Source organism: Polaribacter sp. 2405UD43-2 (assembly GCF_058147125.1).
Map to the genome: position 1 here is coordinate 60,647 of NZ_JBYVJX010000007.1, position 21,185 is coordinate 81,831.

General features: G+C 29.1%; 19 protein-coding genes. 11 read left to right on the forward strand and 8 right to left on the reverse strand.

Translation table 11 applies throughout. From position 1 onward, the window contains the following. Genes ACY2RX_RS10560 through ACY2RX_RS10575 form a run of 4 tightly spaced genes read left to right on the forward strand, consistent with a single transcriptional unit; the run spans position 1 to position 2,509 of the window. Positions 1-930, forward strand: a complete 930-nt coding sequence (locus ACY2RX_RS10560) for an aspartate carbamoyltransferase catalytic subunit (RefSeq protein ID WP_490103946.1) — start codon at positions 1-3, stop codon at positions 928-930. 3 nt (positions 931-933) lie between these two features. Continuing rightward, complete coding sequence (locus ACY2RX_RS10565) at positions 934-1,266, forward strand: hypothetical protein (protein ID WP_490103947.1); 333 nt, start codon at positions 934-936, stop codon at positions 1,264-1,266. Positions 1,267-1,277: 11 nt separating this feature from the next. Then, positions 1,278-1,598 (forward strand): T9SS type A sorting domain-containing protein, encoded by a 321-nt coding sequence (locus ACY2RX_RS10570; protein ID WP_490103948.1) that lies wholly within the window; start codon positions 1,278-1,280, stop codon positions 1,596-1,598. Then, complete coding sequence (locus tag ACY2RX_RS10575) at positions 1,595-2,509, forward strand: ribonuclease Z (protein WP_490103949.1); 915 nt, start codon at positions 1,595-1,597, stop codon at positions 2,507-2,509. The genes ACY2RX_RS10570 and ACY2RX_RS10575 overlap by 4 nt, the downstream gene beginning before the upstream one ends. A gap of 69 nt (positions 2,510-2,578) precedes the next feature. On the opposite strand, the gene ACY2RX_RS10580 is transcribed toward ACY2RX_RS10575, so the two are convergent. Genes ACY2RX_RS10580 through ACY2RX_RS10590 form a run of 3 tightly spaced genes read right to left on the reverse strand, consistent with a single transcriptional unit; the run spans position 2,579 to position 6,505 of the window. Next, positions 2,579-3,793 (reverse strand): BaiN/RdsA family NAD(P)/FAD-dependent oxidoreductase, encoded by a 1,215-nt coding sequence (locus ACY2RX_RS10580; protein ID WP_490103950.1) that lies wholly within the window; start codon positions 3,791-3,793, stop codon positions 2,579-2,581. Between the two features lie 52 nt (positions 3,794-3,845). Further along, positions 3,846-4,772, reverse strand: coding sequence for a GYDIA family GHMP kinase (locus ACY2RX_RS10585; RefSeq protein WP_490103951.1), 927 nt, complete (start codon positions 4,770-4,772; stop codon positions 3,846-3,848). Then, a complete protein-coding gene (locus ACY2RX_RS10590; protein ID WP_490103952.1) occupies positions 4,772-6,505 on the reverse strand; it encodes a hydroxymethylglutaryl-CoA reductase, degradative in 1,734 nt (577 codons plus the stop codon). The genes ACY2RX_RS10585 and ACY2RX_RS10590 overlap by 1 nt, the downstream gene beginning before the upstream one ends. Positions 6,506-6,648: 143 nt before the next feature. On the opposite strand from ACY2RX_RS10590, the gene ACY2RX_RS10595 reads away from it, so the two are divergent. The 4 genes from ACY2RX_RS10595 to ACY2RX_RS10610 all read left to right on the forward strand — a co-directional run bounded on the left by ACY2RX_RS10595 (position 6,649) and on the right by ACY2RX_RS10610 (position 12,847). Continuing rightward, entirely contained in the window at positions 6,649-8,832 is a 2,184-nt protein-coding gene (locus tag ACY2RX_RS10595) for a S9 family peptidase (protein ID WP_490103953.1), read from the forward strand. 34 nt (positions 8,833-8,866) lie between these two features. Further along, complete coding sequence (locus tag ACY2RX_RS10600) at positions 8,867-10,399, forward strand: peptide MFS transporter (protein ID WP_490103954.1); 1,533 nt, start codon at positions 8,867-8,869, stop codon at positions 10,397-10,399. Positions 10,400-10,468: 69 nt separating this feature from the next. Continuing rightward, complete coding sequence (locus tag ACY2RX_RS10605; protein ID WP_490103955.1) at positions 10,469-12,232, forward strand: peptide MFS transporter; 1,764 nt, start codon at positions 10,469-10,471, stop codon at positions 12,230-12,232. Positions 12,233-12,328: 96 nt separating this feature from the next. Next, a complete protein-coding gene (locus ACY2RX_RS10610; RefSeq protein ID WP_490103956.1) occupies positions 12,329-12,847 on the forward strand; it encodes a thioredoxin family protein in 519 nt (172 codons plus the stop codon). A 1-nt stretch (position 12,848) separates the two neighbouring features. Here the strand turns inward: ACY2RX_RS10610 and ACY2RX_RS10615 are convergent, their stop codons facing one another. From ACY2RX_RS10615 to surE, 5 genes are read right to left on the reverse strand one after another with little or no spacing between them, the layout of a single operon-like run. Continuing rightward, entirely contained in the window at positions 12,849-14,870 is a 2,022-nt protein-coding gene (locus tag ACY2RX_RS10615) for a ComEC/Rec2 family competence protein (protein WP_490103957.1), read from the reverse strand. Between the two features lie 38 nt (positions 14,871-14,908). Further along, complete coding sequence (locus ACY2RX_RS10620) at positions 14,909-15,388, reverse strand: C40 family peptidase (protein ID WP_490103958.1); 480 nt, start codon at positions 15,386-15,388, stop codon at positions 14,909-14,911. A 1-nt stretch (position 15,389) separates the two neighbouring features. Next, positions 15,390-16,505 carry a lipid-A-disaccharide synthase gene (gene lpxB / locus ACY2RX_RS10625; protein WP_490103959.1) on the reverse strand — a complete coding sequence of 372 codons (1,116 nt, stop codon included), beginning with the start codon at positions 16,503-16,505 and terminating at the stop codon, positions 15,390-15,392. Positions 16,506-16,514: 9 nt separating this feature from the next. Further along, positions 16,515-16,802 carry a hypothetical protein gene (locus ACY2RX_RS10630; protein WP_490103960.1) on the reverse strand — a complete coding sequence of 96 codons (288 nt, stop codon included), beginning with the start codon at positions 16,800-16,802 and terminating at the stop codon, positions 16,515-16,517. Then, positions 16,790-17,560, reverse strand: coding sequence for a 5'/3'-nucleotidase SurE (gene surE, locus ACY2RX_RS10635; protein ID WP_490103961.1), 771 nt, complete (start codon positions 17,558-17,560; stop codon positions 16,790-16,792). Before surE ends, ACY2RX_RS10630 begins: the two co-directional genes overlap by 13 nt. Positions 17,561-17,665: 105 nt before the next feature. Between surE and ACY2RX_RS10640 the strand changes: the two genes are divergently transcribed. From ACY2RX_RS10640 to ACY2RX_RS10650, 3 genes are all read left to right on the forward strand, one after another. Then, positions 17,666-18,187, forward strand: a complete 522-nt coding sequence (locus ACY2RX_RS10640; RefSeq protein ID WP_490103962.1) for a hypothetical protein — start codon at positions 17,666-17,668, stop codon at positions 18,185-18,187. An 86-nt stretch (positions 18,188-18,273) separates the two neighbouring features. Next, positions 18,274-20,406 carry a carboxy terminal-processing peptidase gene (locus ACY2RX_RS10645; RefSeq protein WP_490103963.1) on the forward strand — a complete coding sequence of 711 codons (2,133 nt, stop codon included), beginning with the start codon at positions 18,274-18,276 and terminating at the stop codon, positions 20,404-20,406. 73 nt (positions 20,407-20,479) lie between these two features. Beyond that, on the forward strand, positions 20,480-20,926 hold the full coding sequence (locus ACY2RX_RS10650; RefSeq protein WP_490103964.1) for an acyl-CoA thioesterase: 447 nt from the start codon (positions 20,480-20,482) through the stop codon (positions 20,924-20,926). The last annotated feature ends 259 nt before the right edge of the window (positions 20,927-21,185 follow it).

Sequence of the window (21,185 nt, forward strand, 5' to 3'; positions counted from 1 at the left end):
ATGTCAGAATTAAGTGTAGAACATTTATTGGGAATAAAATATCTAAAATCTGCTGATATTGATTTAATTTTTAAAACTGCAGATCATTTTAAAGAAGTAATTAACAGACCTATTAAAAAAGTTCCTTCTCTTAGAGATATTACTATTGCCAATCTATTTTTTGAAAATTCTACAAGAACAAAATTGAGTTTTGAGTTGGCAGAAAAAAGACTTTCTGCAGACGTAATTAACTTTTCTGCAAGCCAATCTTCAGTAAAAAAAGGAGAAACTTTAATAGATACCGTAAACAACATTTTGGCTATGAAAGTAGACATTGTTGTTATGCGCCATGCTAATGTTGGTGCAGGCGTTTTCTTATCTAGACACGTAGATGCTAAAATTATAAATGCTGGTGATGGCACACATGAACACCCAACTCAAGCCTTGTTAGACTCTTATTCTATTAGAGAAAAACTAGGGAATGTTAAGGGTAAAAAAATTGTGATTGTTGGAGACATTTTACACTCTAGAGTTGCCTTATCAAATATTTTTGCTTTGCAATTACAAGGAGCAAAAGTTAAAGTTTGCGGCCCAACAACCTTAATTCCTAAATACATTTCTAGTTTAGGAGTAGAAGTTGAAACCAACCTAAAAAAAGCTTTAGAATGGTGTGATGTTGCCAATGTTTTACGTGTTCAACATGAAAGAATGGATATCAAATATTTTCCGTCAACTAGAGAGTATACTCAGCTTTTTGGCATCAATAAAGAAATCTTAAACAACCTTGGCAAGAAAATTGTAATAATGCATCCAGGACCAATAAATAGAGGTGTAGAGATTACAAGTGATGTTGCAGATTCTAATGAATCTATCATTTTAAATCAAGTAGAAAATGGTGTGGCAGTTAGAATGGCAGTAATTTATTTGTTGGCTCAACAAGTTAAAAGATAGCTTATGCAAATAGAAAAAAAAGAAAAATATACTCTTATTTCTTCGGATGAAAAAACCTTTTTAGAGTTCTACAATTTACTCTTAAAGGAAGAAGTAAAACTTAAAAACCAACATATTATTATTCAACTTTTGAACAATATTAACATCAATAGTGAAGATTTTTTACTATTTTTGGATAAAGCTCAAAAAAACAAGGAAAATGGCACATCATTTGTTATAGTTAATAATGATGTTGATATAGATAATTTTCCTGAAGATTTAAACATTGTACCTACTTTGCAAGAAGCAGAAGATGTTTTAGAAATGGAAGCTATAGAAAGAGAACTAGGATTTTAAACAACCAACCAATGATAAAAAAAATACTTTTTATTTTATTTTTAAGTATTGCTTCTTTTGGCTTTTCGCAAGAAAAATCTATAGATGGTTTATCTGCTGCACCAAATCCGTTTACAAATTCTACAAAAATAAAATTTACATCAACAATAAATTCTACCATATTTTTTACGGTTAAAAATGTTTTAGGAAAAACTGTTTTCAGAAAAAATATTCAAATAAAGTCGGGTAAAAACACTATTCCGTTTTATAAAAACAATTTACCCACGGGAATGTATATTTACAGTATACAAAACAAAAAGAAAGTCATTTCTAAACGCTTTGTTATTAAATGAGTATAAACCTAACTATTTTAGGTTGTCATTCTGCAACTCCTAGAATAAATGCATTTCCTACTTCTCAATATTTAGAAATTAACAATCGTCATTTTTTAATAGATTGTGGTGAAGGTACACAGCGCCAAATGCGAAAATATAAAGTTGGTTTTTCTAAAATAAATCATATATTTATTTCTCATTTACATGGAGATCATTTTTATGGTTTAGTGGGTTTATTATCTACTTTTGGTATTTTAAACAGAGAAAAAGACTTGCATATTTATGGTCCAAAAGGCATTAAAGAAGTTACTTTATTACAGTTAAAAATATCGCAATCTTATGCAAAATATAAAATAATTTTTCACGAATTATCATCAAAAGAAAGTGAACTAATTTTTGAAGATGATAAAGTTGAAGTAAGAACAATTCCTTTAAACCACAGAGTTTACTCTAATGGTTTTTTGTTTACAGAAAAAGAAAAACCAAAAAAACTGCATATAGGCAACATCAACAATTATGATGAAATTGATAGCGCAGATTATCTAAATATTAAAGCAGGGAGAGATTTTGTTTTATCTACTGGAGAAATTGTACCCAACTCAGAATTAACATTACCTCCTGTAAAACCTCTAAGTTTTGCTTTTTGCAGTGACACTTGTTATAAACCAGATATTATTCCGATAATTAATGATGTAGATTTACTGTATCATGAAGCTACTTTTTTAGATGATAAACAAGATTTAGCAAAAAAAACAAAACACTCTACTAGCAAACAAGCAGCAAAAATTGCAAAGGATGCCAATGTAAATCAGTTAGTTTTAGGTCATTATTCTAGCAGATATAAAGACATTAATTTGTTTAAAGAAGAAGCTCAAGAAATTTTTAAGAACACAGAATTAGCAGTTCCAGGAAAAGTTTTTAATGTTTAATTTTTTTATTTGAAAACAGAAAAAATCAATATTATTTATAACGAAATTTTTAAAAGCTACCCAAAAAGATTAGAAGTTTTCTGCCAACGCTTTTGCACAAATATAGCCACCTGTCCACGCATTCTGGAAATTAAATCCGCCAGTAACAGCATCAATATTTAAAACTTCGCCCACAAAAAAGAGGTTTTTATGCAGTTTACTTTCAAAACGTTTAAAGTTAATTTCTTTTAAATTGATTCCGCCAGCAGTTACAAATTCATCTTTAAAAGTAGTGCTACCATTTGCATTATAAACTCCTTTTGTAAGCTGATTTGCTAATTTTTCTAACTGCGTATTTTTTAAATCTGCCCAATTTTGAGTTTTAGAAATATCAGAAAACAATACGAAACGTTCCCATAATCTTTTCGAAATTTCTGTAAAAGGCGATTTTAAAATCACCGTTTTTCTAGGTTCTTTCTTTTTTAAATTTAAGAGTACATTTAAAATTTTATCAGTGGGTCTAGAAAGCCAATTTACCACAACATTATATTGATAGTTTTTATCCGCTAAAATCCTTGCTCCAAAAGCCGATAATTTTAAAACTGCAGGCCCACTCATTCCCCAATGTGTAATTAGCAAAGGTCCAGAAGCTTCTAATTTTGTATTTACAATTTTTACAGTTGCATTCGCAACAGAGGTACCTAACAAATTTACCAAACGTTTATCATTTATATTAAATGTAAATAATGAAGGTACAGGTTCAATTATTGAGTGATTTAAGGTTTTACACAACTCCCAAACTTTTTTAGAACTACCAGTAGCAATTACAATTTTATCTGCTTTAAAATCTTTTTGTTTTGTGTTAATAACCCATTCATTTTCTTGTTGATAAATCGAATTTACTCCGTGATTTGTTAACACTTTTATTCCTAATTTATCAACAGCATTTTGAAAGCAATCTATAATTGCTTGGCTCGTATTTGCCTCAGGAAAAACACGATTATCATCTTCAATTTTTAGAGGAACTCCTCTGTTTTCAAACCACTCAAAAGTATCTCCAGTCATAAACTGATGAAAAGGTCCTAATAATTCTTTTTTTCCTCTAGGATAAAATTCACAAAGTTCTTTGGGTATAAAACACGCGTGCGTTACATTGCATCTTCCTCCGCCTGAAATTTTTACTTTTTGTAAAACATTTTTCCCTTTTTCTAGAATTGTTATCTCTAAATCTGGATTGTTTTCTTTCGCATTTATTGCTGTAAAATAGCCTGCTGCTCCTGCTCCAATAATTATTATTTTGCTCATTTTTTTAGTTTGAGACCTCAAAGGTTTTAAAAACCTTTGAGGTCTTTTTAGGCTACAAAACCATTTCTTTATATTTTAAAACAGTTTCAAATCCTTTGTTTTTAAAATAGCTTGGTGTATTTACATTTCCGGTTGCTAACACAAAATCTCCACCCCAAGCTCCTAAACTTTTTATCTCACCAAAATAATCTGAAAACAATTTTTCTTTTACAGGTTTTAATTTGATAATTGAACTGATAATTTGCTCGTGTTCAATAATTAATTGAGCAAATTCTACTATAGATGTTGCTAATAAAAATTCATCAGAAATTGCAGAAATCCTTTCTATTTTGTTCTGATAATCATAATCACTTTCTCTAAACTTTGCAATTCCTTTTTTAGAATCTTGTTTCTGATTTAAATACACAAAAAACAAATTCTCTTTAAAACTCGGTTTGAATTTTACTTGCTCAATAATTGGTTTTTTATTTTCTATTTGATAAAAAATAGATGAATCATTTTGTGCACAAGCAATATCGTAGCCACTTCCTTTAAACGAATTCCATAATAATTTAAAGGCATCTACTTTTGCCCAAGAAGCAATCGAATTTATTAAAGTTGATGAACTTCCTAAACCCCAATTTCTTGAAAAAGTTAACGCTGTTTTTACTGCAAAACCGTTTTCAGATTTTAAAAAATTTGGATTTAAATTTCTGGCAGCTTCTAATATTTCTAATAAAGTTTCGGCTATAAATTCTGCGCTTCCTTCTTTTTTAGAATTAAAAGTACAACTTACTAAACGTAGTTTTGGTAAATTGAAAACAGCTTCAAACCAACATTCTCCTGTATGTGTAAAACTTCCCCAAATTAATTGAGGTTCATTTATTTTTTTTACAATTAAATCTTGACCAAACTTTGTAGGAACCGCTAAAGATTTTGCTCCTTCTAAAACAAGATACTCACCTGTTAATAATAATTTTCCGTTAGAATAGAAATTCATTACACCAATCTAAATTGTTTAAAATGATGTGTAAAATGTTTGACTTGAAACTTTTTCCAATATTCAAAATCTAGTTCACCAAAAAATGGATGTACAACTGTTTTATTATTATCTTCTGTAAAAACCTTTTTAAAAGTTTTTACTTGATAAAGTAAATCTTGAATAGCATTATTTATAGAATCAAATTTTAATTCATTAGGTTCTTTTGATAAAAAAGACGCTTTAAACCCCACTTGCAATTCATTTTCTGTGTCTAAAAATGGTTTTCTGCGAGCGGTTTTTTCATCAGAAACAAAAACATCAACATACCAATTACCGTTTGCAATTTGAGTTACAGCACTTAAATGTTCAATCATTTGTTGTGCATTCATCTTGCCAAAAACAGGTTTAGCATCTTTATTTAGTATAGAAAGTTTTTGACGAACTATATTCTCATTTAAAAAATCGATCCAATCTATTTTTGGTTTTCTAAGTTCATTAAACTTTGTAACTACAGCAGAATGAGAAACGGTTCTATTTTCAAAGTAACGAGTTATTGCTTTCTTTTCATCTTCATTTGCACCTAACTGATTTAAGATGTTTTGCAAATGCATTTTCATATGCCCGTGTTGAATTCCTTTGGTTGTTAATGCTCTTAAAGCTGCAAAATTTTGTGCCAAACCTGCTGCTGCCATAATTTGCATTAACGTTTTTGCTGATGGTTTTTGCAGCATTTCTAAAGACAATTTTGCCATCGGATGCAAAGCTGTTAATCCGCCAACGGTACCTAAAGCTAGTGGAATTTCTATCCAGAATTTAAAAATTCCATCATCAATAGAACAATGAGATAAACTAGCATATTCTCCATTTCTAGCAGCATACGCATGTGCCCCCGCTTCTACAGCTCTAAAATCATTACCTGTTGCTAAAACCACAGCATCAATTCCGTTCATAATTCCTTTATTATGCGTAACCGCTCTATAAGGTTCTATCTCTGCAATATGTACTGCTTGATAAAATTTTTCTGCAAATTTCTGCGGATTTTCTACTCCTAATTCATCAATCTTACAACTTACCTCTGCTCTTACCAAACATTCTGGAACGTAGTTAGATAAGATACTCATTACTATTTCTATATCTTCTTTTTCAAACTTTTTTGCAATGGCTTCTAAACAAGAATTGATAAAATTTGCCCCCATTGAATCTTTGGTTTCGAAAGTAACATGCAACTGATAGTAGTTTGCTAATTTATCCGTTTTATCAATGAATTCGATATCTAAAATTCCACCTCCACGTTTTTCCATATTTTTTGTGATGGAGGCTGTAGCTGCAAATAATTCGGTTTTATTTTTATGAAAATAGTTTTTTAATTCGGCTTTATTGCCTGCATACATAAAATGCACCTGACCAATTTTTTTGGTAGCAATAACTTTGGTTTTAAAACCGCCTCTAGTACTCCAAAATTTTGCAACTAAAGATGCCGCTGCAACAACAGAACTTTCTTCTACTACCATTGGTATTACATAAGTTCTATCATTTATCACAAAGTTAGGAGCCACACCAAAAGGCATATAAAAATTAGAAATTGTATTCTCTATAAAATCGTCATGTAATTGCTGTAAATTAGCATCAAGATTCCAATACTGTTTAATAATATTTAGTGTTTCTAATTGATTGTGAAAATAATTTTCTGTTAACCAATTTATTTTCTCCTCTTTACTTAACTTGGAAAATCCAGAAATAAGTTTGCTCATTTATTTGTATATAAAACTATGAAGAACAAAGATAAGTCAATCTGTTAAAATAGTATTACATATTGAATATTTCTCATGTTTTAAGCTGTTTTTTGCTGATTTTTCCGTAAACTTGGCAAAGTTTTATTAAATATAAAGTCTGAATGAAACAAATTTCTATTTTAACAGTAATTTTACTTTTTTTAAGCTGTAAAGAAAATACCTCTACAACATCAAACATTACTACTGGAAACAAAGAAATTACTTTAGAAGAAATTTGGAATGGAACATTCTCTCCAAAAAGAATGAACTCACTAAATTCTATGAATGGTGATTTTTATTCGTTGTTGAATTCTAAGGCTGGCAATACAACTGTAGATAAATATAGTTATGCAACTTTAGAAAAAGTTGCAACCATTGTTAGCAGTGCAGATTTTAAAAATATAAATGGTTTTTCTTCTTATAGTTTTAATGCTGATGAAACAAAACTGATTTTAGGAACAGCTTCAGAAAAAATTTACAGACACTCTAAAAAAGGAACTTATTACGCTTACGATATTGCTTCAAAAAAATTGACTTTGATTGGAGAGAAAATTCAAGAACCTATTTTTTCTCCTGATAATAAAAATGTAGCGTATGCAAAAAACAATAATATTTTCATTAAAAATGTAGCTTCTAATAGAATTACACAAGTTACAAAAGATGGAAAAATTAATAAAATTATTAACGGAATTACAGACTGGGTTTACGAAGAAGAATTTGCTTTTGTAAGAGCTTTTGAATGGAACAAAACAGGAACTCATTTAGCATATTTACGTTTTAATGAAACTAATGTTCCTACTTTTTCTATGGATATTGTTGGCAAAGAACTGTACCCTAAACAACAAATTTTTAAGTATCCTAAAGCGGGTGAAAAAAATGCTGATGTTACCTTACATATATATAGTTTGGCATCAAAAAATAATAAAAAAATTGCTTTAGGAGATTATGAATACATACCAAGAATTAAATGGTCTAACAGTGATGCTGTTTTAGTTGTTACTACTTTAAATCGTCATCAAAATAATTTAAAATTATTTAAAGTAAATGCTTTAAGAAGTAGCGCTACTTTAGTATTAAACGAAACTGACAAAGCTTATATAAACATTACAAACAATCTTACTTTTTTAACCGATAATAGCTTTATTTGGACTAGCGAAAAAGATGGCTACAATCATATTTATCATTATAATTTTAACGGAAAACTCATCAATCAAATTACAAAAGGAAATTGGGAAGTAACCAAATATTATGGTTTTAATGAAAAAAAGAAAACTATTTATTATCAATCTGTAGAAAACGGATCTATCAATAGAGGTGTGTATTCTATTGATTTAGAAGGGAAAAACAAAAAATTATTAAGCAATAAAGACGGGCAAAATTCTGCAGCTTTTAGCAAAAACTTAAACTATTTTATCAATACATATTCTTCAGCAGAAATTCCACCTATTTATTCACTTTATAATAGTGAAGGAAAAATGTTAAAAGTGATAAAAGACAATACAGAATTAAAAGAAAAACTGTCTGAATACAAAATATCTCCAAAAGAGTTTTCTACCATCAATATAAATGGAAATGATTTAAATATGTGGATGATAAAACCTGCCAATTTTGACGAAAACAAGAAATACCCAATGTTAATGTATCAATATTCTGGACCCGGTTCGCAACAAGTTGCCAATAGATGGAATAGCGCTAATGACTACTGGCACAATATGTTAGCGCAAAAAGGAATAATCATAGTTTGTGTAGACGGAAGAGGAACAGGGTTTAAAGGTGCTGACTTTAAAAAAATAACTCAGAAAGAATTAGGAAAATACGAAGTTGAAGATCAAATAGCAGCAGCTAAAAAACTAGCAAAACATACTTATATAGATGAAAAAAACATTGGTATTTGGGGATGGTCTTATGGCGGATTTATGAGTACAAATTGTATTTTAAAAGGAAGTGATATTTTTACCTCAGCCATTGCAGTTGCACCAGTTACTTCTTGGCGTTTTTACGACACCGTTTATACAGAACGCTATATGCAAACTCCACAAGAAAATCCTGCTGGTTATGACGAAAACTCACCCATAAACTATGCTCATAAACTAAAAGGTAATTATTTATTAGTACATGGTACAGGTGATGATAATGTGCACGTACAAAATTCTTATAGAATGATAAATTCTTTAATAGAAGCCAACAAACAATTTGATATGTTTATGGTGCCAGATAGAGCGCACGGAATTTATAAAGGAAAAAATATGCGTTTGAATTTGTATACTAAAATGACAAATTTTATCGAAAAAAACTTACATAAATAATCAGTTAAATCAATAGAAATAAAAGGATAAAAATATGTCAGAAACAACTATTACTAAAGAAGAACCTCAAATGTTTGGTCACCCTAAAGGTTTATTTTACTTATTCTTTGCTGAATTATGGGAACGTTTTAGTTTCTATGGAATGAGAGCATTATTAATGCTTTATATGGTAAATGAAATATTTAAAGCTTTAGCTGAAAAAGATGCAGCTTCTGCAGCTGTTTATGCTTCTTATGGATCTTTAGTTTATGCATCCACAGTGATTGGCGGAAGAATTTCTGATAAAATTTTAGGAATGCGTTCTTCAATTTTTTTAGGAGGTATTTTAATGTCACTTGGACATTTTGTATTAGCTATTGAAAATGACATAGCATTCTTTTTAGCCTTAGCATTTATAGTTGTGGGTAATGGTTTCTTTAAACCAAACATTTCAACTTTTGTAGGATCTTTATATAAAGATGGAGATAGAAGAAAAGACTCTGGTTTTACTATTTTTTATATGGGTATTAACATAGGTGCTTTTGCTTCTCCGTTAATTTGTGGTTGGTTAGGAGAAACTTATGGTTGGCATTATGGTTTTGGTTTAGCAGGATTTGGAATGTTAACTGGTCTTATTTTCTTTTGGAGTGGAATAAAAAATAATGTTTTTGGGGATAGAGGTTTACCACCAAACAAAGAAATCTATGAGAAAAAAATCTTAGGTATACCTCAAAAAACATTTGTACCTATTGTTGCATTTTTAATAGCTCCAATTATTGCTTATTTATTATCACAATATAAAGCTGTTGGAAGTGGAGAAACTTTTTTAGGTGATAAAAACATTGTAAATATTTTATTTGTTCTTATTGGTATTGCAGTGTTAATTAATATGGCTATTATTATTTACAAATCAAATCCTGATGAAAGAAAAAAGTTAATAATGGCAGTTTTAATAACTTTCTTTATGACTTTATTCTGGGGTTTCCATGAATTATCAGGAAGTATAATTACTTTATTTGCAGACAGAAATGTAGATTTATCATGGTTAAATGCAAGTCAAACTAATGCATTAAATCCGGTATTCATTATTCTACTTTCTATTCCAATATCCTTATTATGGGCATATCTATCTAAGAGAAATTTAAACCCAAGAACGCCTTATAAATTTGGTTTAGGTTTGGTTTTAGCAGGAGCTAGTTTTTACGTTTTGGGGTTAAGTGGAGCAAGTGCCAATGAAAATGGACTAGTACCAATGGCATATCTAATAGTAATGTATTTAATACTTTCTGTTGGAGAATTATTTATGTCTCCAGTAGGATTATCAAAAATTACAGATTTATCGCCTAAAAGAATTGTTTCTTTTATGATGGGAGTTTGGTTCTTATCATCAGCATTTGCATTTCAAATTGTAGGTTTTATATCAAAACAATTATCCGTTGAAAGCACAGACACAAACGTTGGAGGCATAGAAACCTTAAACTTGTATACTGATGGATTTAATCTTATTGGATTATATTCTTTAGGTGCAGGTTCAGTAGTCTTATTGTTTTCTCCATTAATGAAAAAATTACTAGGTAACGTACATTAATAAACACACAAACCTCACACATTTATGCTTTGAGGTTTTCTTTTAAACAAATAATTTAACTAATTTATTATGAACACAGATATTGAAAATTTATTTAAAGACAAAGTTTTAGGGCATCCTGCTGGATTGTTTGTATTATTCTTTACAGAAATGTGGGAACGTTTTTCTTACTATGGAATGCGAGCTCTTTTAGTTTTGTTTTTTACTGCCTCCTTACTAGATGATGGTTGGGGTTGGCCAAGAGAATGGGCTTTTGCTATTTTTGGAACCTATACATCTTTAGTTTATTTATCAACAATGGTTGGTGGCTATTTTGCAGATAATGTAATTGGTATTAGAAAAGCTGTAGTTATTGGAGCTTTATTAATGACTCTAGGTCACGCTTGTATGGCAGTAGAAACATCCTTCTTTATCTACTCTGGTTTAGGGTTATTAGTTATTGGTAGTGGTTTTTTTAAACCAAATATGACTTCTATAATTTCTGAAATGTACAAAGGAAAAGAAGATAAAAAAGACGGAGCTTACACAATTTTCTATATGGGTGTTAATGCAGGAGCTTTTTTAGGAATCTTATTATGTGGATATTTAGGTGAAAAAATTGGTTGGTCTTGGGGTTTTGGTGTTGCAGGAATCTTTATGCTATTTGGGTTATTACAATTTTGGTTGGCTCAAGGTATTTTTGGAAATATTGGTAATGGAGTAAAAAACCAAAATGTAGATATCATTGATGACATTACAGCAGACGAAAAAGAAGTTGAAGAAGGAAGAAATCCTTTTACAGGAATTCAAAAAGTATTAATAGCTATTGCATCTCTTTTAGGTTTGTTATGGATTTTTAATGATCCTATATCTAAAATATCCGAAGGAAAATACAATGTTTTCCCTTTTGAATTTGCTGGCTATTCTGGTTCTACTGTTGCTATTTTAGTAGCATTTGCTCTGTTTATTTTATTATTAATAATTAGAATTCCAAAATACACACCTGTTTTAAGAGACAGAATGTTAGCAGTAATGTTTTTTGCTTTTGTAACTATTTTCTTTTGGGCAATTTTTGAGCAATCTCCTAGTTCTTTAACTGTTTTCGCTAGAGATTATACAGATAGAGTTTTAGAAGGTAGCGCAGGGTTTATGTTTAAAATAATAAACTCTTTAATGACTATCATTCCTTTAGGTATTATTACTTGGGTTTTATGGCTACTCTTTAAAAAGACATTTGCAAAATATGCTTGGTCTAACATCTTTTTAGCTACCAGTTTTGCCATTATATGGTTTATCGCTTTATGGATGCTTAACGAAGAGTTTCAAAAAGATACAACAGAAATACCAGCTTCTTGGTTTTCAGTTTTAAACTCATTGTACATTATTACATTAGCGCCCTTATTTTCTAAATGGTGGGAAAGCAAATACAACCCAAATGCAAATATGAAATGGGCAATTGGAATGGGTTTATTAGGTTTAGGAATGGCAGTTATAGCAATTGGCGCTGGCGATATTGAGCCTGGTGCAAAAACAGCTTCTGTAAGTGTTATTTGGTTAATACTTGTTTATCTTTTCCATACAATGGGAGAACTTTGTGTATCTCCAGTAGCACTTTCTTATGTATCTAAATTAGTACCCGGACGTATGATAGCCTTTATGTTTGGTATTTGGTATTTAGCAGTAGCCATTGGTATGAAGTTAGCAGGTGTATTTGCAGAATCTTCTGAAGCTATTGCGCAAGAAAAAGGATTAAGTAGTTTCTTCTGGTTACTAACCTTTGTTTCTTTTGGTTTAGCAATTTTATCAGCAATATTATATCCTGTTATTAAAAAATTAATGCACGGAGTAAAATAAATATCCTTTTATTACAAAAAGAAAATCGTCTAAAAAGTAATTTTTTGGCGGTTTTCTTTTTTGTAAATTTGGCATACGATTTGCGGCAACTTAAATATGAAAAAACATTTTTTAATAATCACAATGCTACTTGTTTCATTGGGTATAAAAGCTCAAGAAACTGTAAAATGGTTATCTTTTGAAGATGCTATTGCGCTTAATAAAAAAAACAAAAAACCTATTTTAGTTGATGTTTATACAGATTGGTGTGGCTATTGCAAAAAAATGGATTTACACACGTATGCAAATAAAACAATTGCAAACTACATCAACAAAAAATTTTATCCTGTAAAACTAAATGGCGAAGAAAAAAAAGACATTATTTTTAGAGGCTATACTTTTAAATTTCAAAAAGAAGGCAGACGTGGTTATCATCAATTACCAGCTACTTTAATGAATGGTAAAATGTCTTATCCAACTACATTATTTTTATCTGAAGATGAAAAAGTTTTAGACAGAATTCCTGGGTATTTAGACAAAACAGTAATGGAAAAAATACTCGTTTATTTTTCTGAAAAAATGTATAACACTAAAAAGTGGGAAGAATTTAACAAAGAGTTTAAAAGCAAATTATAGGCTATTCTCTTATTACAAAAGCTCCTTTTTCGGCTGTATAATGAAAAGGAATATGATATTTTAAACAACTATTTTTCCAACGAGAAACATAACTTTTATAATTAGAACCGTCTGCAATTATGGTTGATGGTTTTATTGTTTTTATCAATCTTGTTACATTAATTTTAGGCGAATGCTGCAAAACTACAATAGGATTTTGTAACCCTTTTAACTTATAAACACCTAAACTGTCAACTATTAAAATCTGTTTATCTGCAAATACTAAATAATTCTTAAAATTCGTTTTGTAAATTTTTTTGATGTCTTCTTCAACTCTATATGCTCTAAAACTATAATCATCTTTTGCTTTTAAAGAATCTAAATTTTGTTGTAAAAACAGCTTATCGCCTACTCTTTTTCCAAAAACTGAAAACCTACTTTTATGAAAAACGATGAATTCTTTTTTAGAAACTTGAGCTTTGTTTTCGAATAAAAAAACAGATTGCATTAAAACAATTGCCCCTAAAAAATACAAGAGTTTTTTTAATGATTGATCAATAAAAAACTGAACTCCTAAAAACATCATAAAATACCAACTTAGCAGCATCCAAAAAGAAATAGAAAGTTCTTTAAATAAAAATTCTTCTTGATGCGATATCCAGCTAACAAAAGCGTTCATTTTAGCAATTACAAATCCATAAAAATCAGCAAAAAATTGTGGTAAAAAGTTTAAAAATGATAAAATAATGACTACAATTCCGCCAATTAAAATAGTTCCTAAAAGCGGAACAATAATTAGGTTCGAAGCTAAAAACAACCCAGGAAATTGTTGAAAATAAAAAATACTTAAAGGTAAAATTCCTATTTGTGCAGCCATAGAAACTGTAAATAATTTCCAGAAAAAATTAACCAATTTGTATTTTGGTTTCCAAACAGCACTCAATTTTGGATGCACCCAAACAATACCGAAAACGGCTAAATAACTTAGTTGAAAACCAACATCAAACAAAAACATTGGCTTTATAATTAACAATACAAAAAGAGAGGAAATAATTGAAAATGCAACTACATTTTTACCTCTAAAAGACATTGCTATTGCAACAAAAGTAAACATTGTAACTGCTCTTACAACAGAGGCTGAAAAACCTGCAATAAAGGCAAAAACCCATAATAATAAAATTAAGATTACGGTTTTTAAAAATTTTCCGTATTTAATTCTTTCTAAAGGAGAAAATAGAAAAGATAAAATCATTAAAAAAACTCCAACGTGTAAGCCAGAAACTGCCAAAATATGAATGGCTCCTGCTCTTTGATAATCTGTAATTAATTCTCTAGAAATATTTTGCCTTTGTCCAAGTAACAAGGCATTTATTACCGCCAACTCATTATCCTTAAAATCATATTTTACTAAAGATTCTTTAACAAAATTTCTAAACTTTGCAGAGAATCCTAATAAAGATTTTTTATCAGAATTTAATTTTAAAAAATGATTTTTTTCTAGAAATATTTGTTGATGAATCCCTCTTTTTTCTAAATAATATTTATAGTTAAATTGATGTGGATTTAATGGCGAAATCATTTCTTTAAAAACAGGTTTTGCTAGAATTTTATCATCAACTTTTAACAAAAAATCAGACATACTATCTTTTTTTATATTTAAAAGGATTTTTCCTTTGGCAACATTATCATCAACTTTTATAATTTTTGCTTCGTATTTCTGATGATAAAAACCCGGTTTTAAAACCTTATGAATTTGTATAATTACTGATGATTTATTGTGCAAAAAATTACGGTAATAAGAATGATAATTGCCATCGTTATTAATATATACAGCAGAAACTCCAACAAAAAAGAATAATACAAAAGTGACAATTGTTGTTACTATGCGCCTATTTATGATCAAAATAAGAATGCTTAAAAAGCTTAAAACTGTAAAAATTTTTAGGAAACCAAATTTGTAAAACTGAAAGAAAAACTGGAAACAAATTCCCAACATTAGAAATACAACAAAATGTAAGGGCAAATAATTTAATAACCTTTTCATAGCAGGTTAAAGTTAATAAAAAACTTTAACTATTACAACTACAAAATTTTTATAGCTTTTACAAAAGCTTTTTTCCAGTATTTTTCAGATAAACTAGAAACGATAACTCCTCTTGAAGAAGTTGAATGTATAAAACGAATTTGACCTTTTCTATGAGAAACTACCAAACCCACATGATTTATTCTTCTTCTACTTTTATGGGTTCTAAAAAAGAGTAAATCTCCTTTTTTTACTTTGCTCAAAGAGATTTTTTTACCTCTTTTTGCCATATTTCTAGAAACTCTTGGCAACAGAACATTTTGACTTCCGTACGCAACATAAACCACTCCAGAGCAATCCATACCGCGTTTTGTGGTTCCGCCAAACTTATAACGTACACCTTTATATTGTAGCGCATTTGCAACAATTTTATCAACTTTTTTTATCGCTTTTTTATTGCTTTTATTAACATTTTTAGAAGATGAGCAAGCGCTCATTACAACAGAAAAAATAATAATTAAAAGAAGGTTTCTTTTCAAATTAGTTTCCTTTTAAATCTTTAACAATTTGTTTTGCTACTTTTTCTGAAGCGCCTTTGCCTCCTAATTTTTTTTCTAATTCAAAATATTCTAAAAAGAGTTTTTCTCTATGGTTTTTATCTAAAATCTTTGTTAATTCTCTTTTAAGATTTCTTTTATTAAAATCGTACTGAATTAACTCTTTTACTACTTCTTTGTCCATAATTAAATTTACCAAAGAAATAAATTTTAAAGTAATGATTCTTTTTGCAATTTGATACGAAATATTACCACCTTTATAACAAACAACTTGTGGCACTTTAAACAGTGCTGCTTCTAAGGTTGCTGTGCCAGAAGCTACTAAAGCCGCATAAGAAACACTTAATAAATCGTAGGTTTTATTGTTGATAAAACTCACTTTTCTATTGCCAATAATTTTCTGATAAAAACTAAAATCTTGACTAGGTGCGCCTGCAATTACAAATTGATATTCAGAAAAATCATCAACCAAAGACAACATTACAGCAAGCATTTTTGTTATTTCTTGTTTTCTGCTTCCTGGCAATAACGCAATAATTGGTTTATCGTTTAAATGATGTTCTTTTTTAAACTCAGAGAATTTAACTTGTTTTCTATCTGCAATTCCATCAATTAAAGGATGCCCCACAAAAGCAACATTATAATTGTGTTTTTTATAAAAATATTTTTCGAAAGGTAGAATTACAAATAGCTTATCTATATCTCTTTTAATGTCTTTTACTCTACTTGCTCTACTTGCCCAAACTTGTGGAGAAATATAATAATTGGTTCTAAAACCTTGTTCTTTTGCCCACTTTGCAACTCGTAAATTAAAACCAGAATTGTCTATAAAAACAATAACATCTGGCTGAAATTGAGCAATATCTTTTTTGCAAAATTTTATAAAACCTAACACTTTAGAAAGATTCATTAAAACCTCGAAAAAACCCATAAAAGCTCTTTCTTTATAATGACTTACTAAAGTACCGCCAACATTTTTCATTAAATCTCCTCCCCAAAATCTAATAGTTGCAGTTGCATCTTCTTTATACAAGGCTTTCATTAAATTAGAACCGTGTAAATCACCAGAAGCTTCGCCAGCAATAATGTAATATTTCATAATTCTAAATTAGAAAAACTTTAAAACTAAAGTTGTTAATGCTATTAAAATGGTTGCTAACAAAACTCCTCTTGCTCTGTAATCTTGTTTCTTTTTCATAAAAATGAAGAAAACAAATAAATTAGGAATGGCTGCTAAAGACAAAACTTTTCCATATAATTTTCCTTGTTTTATCATTTCTAAAGTTTCATAAAAACCAAACCTAGAAAAATATTCTAAATACAAAAAAATGCCTGCAAAAGTGGCAAATAAAGAAACGAATATGCCTATTAAAATGTCTTTTTTTACAGTTCCCAAGAGTTTAATTTTTGAATAAAATGATGCGCAGTCATATCAAACTGAACAGGAACCACAGAAATATACCCGTTTTCTAACGCGTAAACATCTGTATCTTGCCCTTTGTCTTTGTTAACAAACTCGCCAGAAAGCCAATAATATTCTTTTCCAAAAGGACTTTTACGCTTGTCAAAATCTTCTTTCCAGTAACCATTTGCTTGTCTGCAAACCTTAACACCTTTAATTTCTTCTTTCTTTAAAATAGGAATATTTACATTTAAAACTACGCCTTCTGGCATACCATTTAAAAGTGCATTTAAAGTGATATTTTTTACATACTCTTCTGAAGGTTTAAAATCTGCATGCCATTTAAAATCTAACAAAGAAAACCCAATGGCAGGAATCCCTTCAATACCTGCTTCTATTGCAGCACTCATTGTACCAGAATAAATAACACTTATAGATGAATTTGGGCCATGATTAATACCAGCAACACACAAATCTGGTTTTCTATTTAAGATTTCATTTACCGCCATTTTTACACAATCTGCGGGTGTTCCAGAACAGGTGTATTCTAATTGCGGACCTTCATCTATAGTTATAGGATTGCATGTTAACACATTATCAACTGTAATTGCATGTCCCATTCCGCTTTGAGGACTATCAGGAGCCACCACTACAACTTCTCCAATCTTGTTCATAATTCTAATTAAAGCTCGTAAACCAGGAGCCGTAATTCCATCATCATTTGTAACTAAAATTAATGGTTTGTCTTGCATATTCTAAATTTTAAATACAAATGTAAGTGATTTTCTTTTTAACATTTTGTAAAGAATAAACTTTCTGTTTTTTATGTAACATTGTAAACGTATATTTTTTGTATTATGATTAGAATTATTACTTTTTTATTTTTCTTTTTAATGATAAACATCCAGAATTCAGTTCATGCACAAACCTCTAAAAAAGCTCCTTGTTCGGGAGAAAAATATAGTCAGTTTGATTTTTGGGAAGGAAACTGGAATGTCTATAATACATCTGGAAAACTAGTAGGAACAAATACACTTGTTAAAATGCAAAACAATTGTGTGATGCAAGAAAATTGGGTTTCTAAAACGAGTCCAAATAAAGGAACAAGTTATAATTATTATAACAAAGTTGATGATAGTTGGAATCAAGTTTGGGTTGATAATTCTGGTTTTTCTTTAGTTTTAAAAGGGAAATTAATTGATGGGAAAATGATTTTAAAAAGCGATTTAATTAAAAGCAAAAAAGGAAATTATTACAATAAAGTAACTTGGTCTAAAAACAAAGATAATTCTGTTACACAAGTTTGGGAATATTTAGATGAAAAGGATAAAATTATATCGGAAGCTTTTAGAGGTATTTATAAAAAGAAAACTAGATAATTTTTTTACCAAAAAATTTGGCATTATTTTAGTAGTTTAGCAAAGAGTAAAAGTAATTACAGATAGAAAATCACGACAGTAGATATATGAAAACAAAATTTAAATTCACAACTTTTTTAATGGCAGCAGTATTGCTATTAAATAGTTTTACAATAAATGCATCAGAAAAAACCAAAAATTCTGACCCCGAAAAAGATAAAGTTTTAATATATGTTCTAAAAAACATTTTAACGCGCGGTCATTTTGTTATAAAAGATATGAATGATGATTTTTCTGAACACGTTTTTAATGGGTTCATAAATGGCTTAGATCCTAGCAAACGTTACTTTACTCAAAAAGACATTAAACAATTTTCTGAGTATAAATATCAAATTGACAATCAATTGTTAAATGATGATGTTTCTTTTTACAATTTGGTTTACAACCGATTTTTAGAAAAAATTAAAAATGCAAAATCTTATTATGGAGATTTATTAGCACAACCTTTTAATTTTAAAAAGAAAGAAAATATTGACATAGATTATGAAAAAATGAAGTTTGCCAAAAACGAAAATCAATTAATAGATTATTGGCGTAAACAACTAAAATTAAACACATTAAGCAGAATTCAAAGCAAAATAGAAAAGCAAGATAAAAAAGCTAAAAAGGATAAAAAATTTAAGAAAAAATCTTTTAAAGAATTTGAAAAAGAAGCCAGAAAAGAAGTTCTAAAAAATATGGATGAACTTTATTTAAGAATAGAAGAATTAGAACACGATGATTGGTTTTCTACATTTTTAAATAGTGTTGTGAGTGCTTTTGACCCTCACACAACTTATATGGCACCAAGAATTAAAGAACGTTTTGACCAAAGTATGTCTGGTAAGTTAGAAGGAATTGGAGCTCGTTTGCAAAAAAAAGGAATCTACACACACGTTTTTGAACTGGTTTCTGGCGGACCAGCTTGGAAACAAGGAGAATTAGAAGCGGGTGATATTATTTTAGAAGTTGCCCAAGGAAATAAAAAACCACTAGACATTGTAGGTATGCGTTTAGATGATGCCATAAAATTTATTAAAGGTAAAAAAGGAACAGAAGTTAGGTTAACTGTAAAGAAAAAATTAGACGGTTCTACAAAAGTAATTTCAATTATAAGAGATGTTGTAGAATTAGAAGAAACCTTTGTAAAATCTAGTATTGTAGAAAAAGATGGAAAGAAATATGCCATTATAAATCTCCCTAAATTTTATATTAATTTTGATGATCAGAATTACAGAGATTCTGCAAAAGATATGGAGTTAGAAATTGAAAGGCTAAAAAAAGAAGGAGTTTCTGGGCTCATTATAGATTTAAGAAATAATGGAGGTGGCTCATTAAAAACAGCTATTGAAATCTCTGGTTTATTTATTGATAAAGGCCCTATTGTGCAAGTAAAATATAGAGGAGAAAAACCTATTGTTAAAAAAGATATAGACCCAAAAATACAATGGAATGGTTCTTTGGTTGTTTTAGTAAACGAATTTTCAGCTTCTGCATCAGAAATATTTGCGGCAGCAATGCAAGATTACAAAAGAGCAATTATAATTGGAGGTAAACAAACCTATGGTAAAGGCACTGTTCAAAATATACTACCTATCAATCAATTTTATCCAAAGTATAAAAAAGATTTAGGATACTTAAAAATGACTATTCAAAAATTCTACAGAGTAAATGGAGGTTCTACACAAGTAGAAGGTGTATATTCAGATATTGCAATACCAACAAGATATAGTTATATGAACTTGGGCGAAAGAGATTTAGACGGAGCTTTAGCTTGGGACAAAGTACCAAATGCAAAGTATAATCAAACAAATTCTTACGCTAATTTTGCTGACGTAATTTACAATAGCAAAGAAAGAATTGCAAATGATCCTAAATTTAAATTAGTAAATGAGTATGCAAAATGGTTAAAAGAAAACCAAGAAGACACTTCTTATTCTTTAAATTATAAGTTATTTGATAAGGAAAATAGAACGCAAGAAAAAGAAGCAGAAAAGTTTAAATCTGTATTTAAATACAACTCTAAACTAAAATTTTTATCACCAAAATATGAGCTTTCATTATTAAAAAAAGATTCGGTCTTAGCTGATAAAAGAATTGCTTGGCATAAAAATTTATCTAAAGATATGTATGTATCTGAGGCATTAAATGTTTTAAGTGAACTAAAACTTAGAACAAAAAATGAAATTGTAAAAAATTAAAGAATTACAATATAATTTTAAAACCTGATATTTTTCAAACCGAAAACTGTCAGGTTTTTTTAATCGAACAAAAATGAGTTTTAAAGTATCATTCAACACCAAATGGTCTGATTTTGACCCCAACAGACATATGCGTCACACAGCATATAATGATTACGCAGCAGAAGTAAGAGTACGTTATTTTAGAGAGCAAAATTTTTCTATAGAAAAATTTACTGAACATAACATTGGTCCTATTTTATTTACTGAAGAAACATCGTTTAGAAAAGAAATTCATTTGGGTGAAACAATTACTGTAGATTTTAAATTATCAGGATTGTCAGAAAAAAATGACCGCTGGAAAATTACACACCAAGTATTTAATGAATCCGGAAAACTCTCTGCAATTATAAAAGTTTATGGAGCTTGGATAGACTTAACAAAAAGAAAATTAACTATTCCTCCTGCAAAAGCTCAGCATTTATTCGATATTGCTGAAAAAAGTGATGATTTTCAAATTATTTCATTTAAAAATAATTAATAGTAAAGGTTATAAATAAATTCTTTCCCCTTTTTTCAATTAATTCTTTTAAAGTATTTGATGCTTTAATGTTCTCTGTATAAAATTTTATTTAAAAAAATTATCTTCATAAGCTATCATTTCAATTTCTTTTCATTTTAAGTTGTTTAATAATTCAAAAACCTTACTAAATAAAGGTTTTTGATAAGATTTATAGAATTAAAAGTATGCTATTTTTCTCTTAAAAAAGATTAAGTAATGCTCTTTATATTGTAAAATA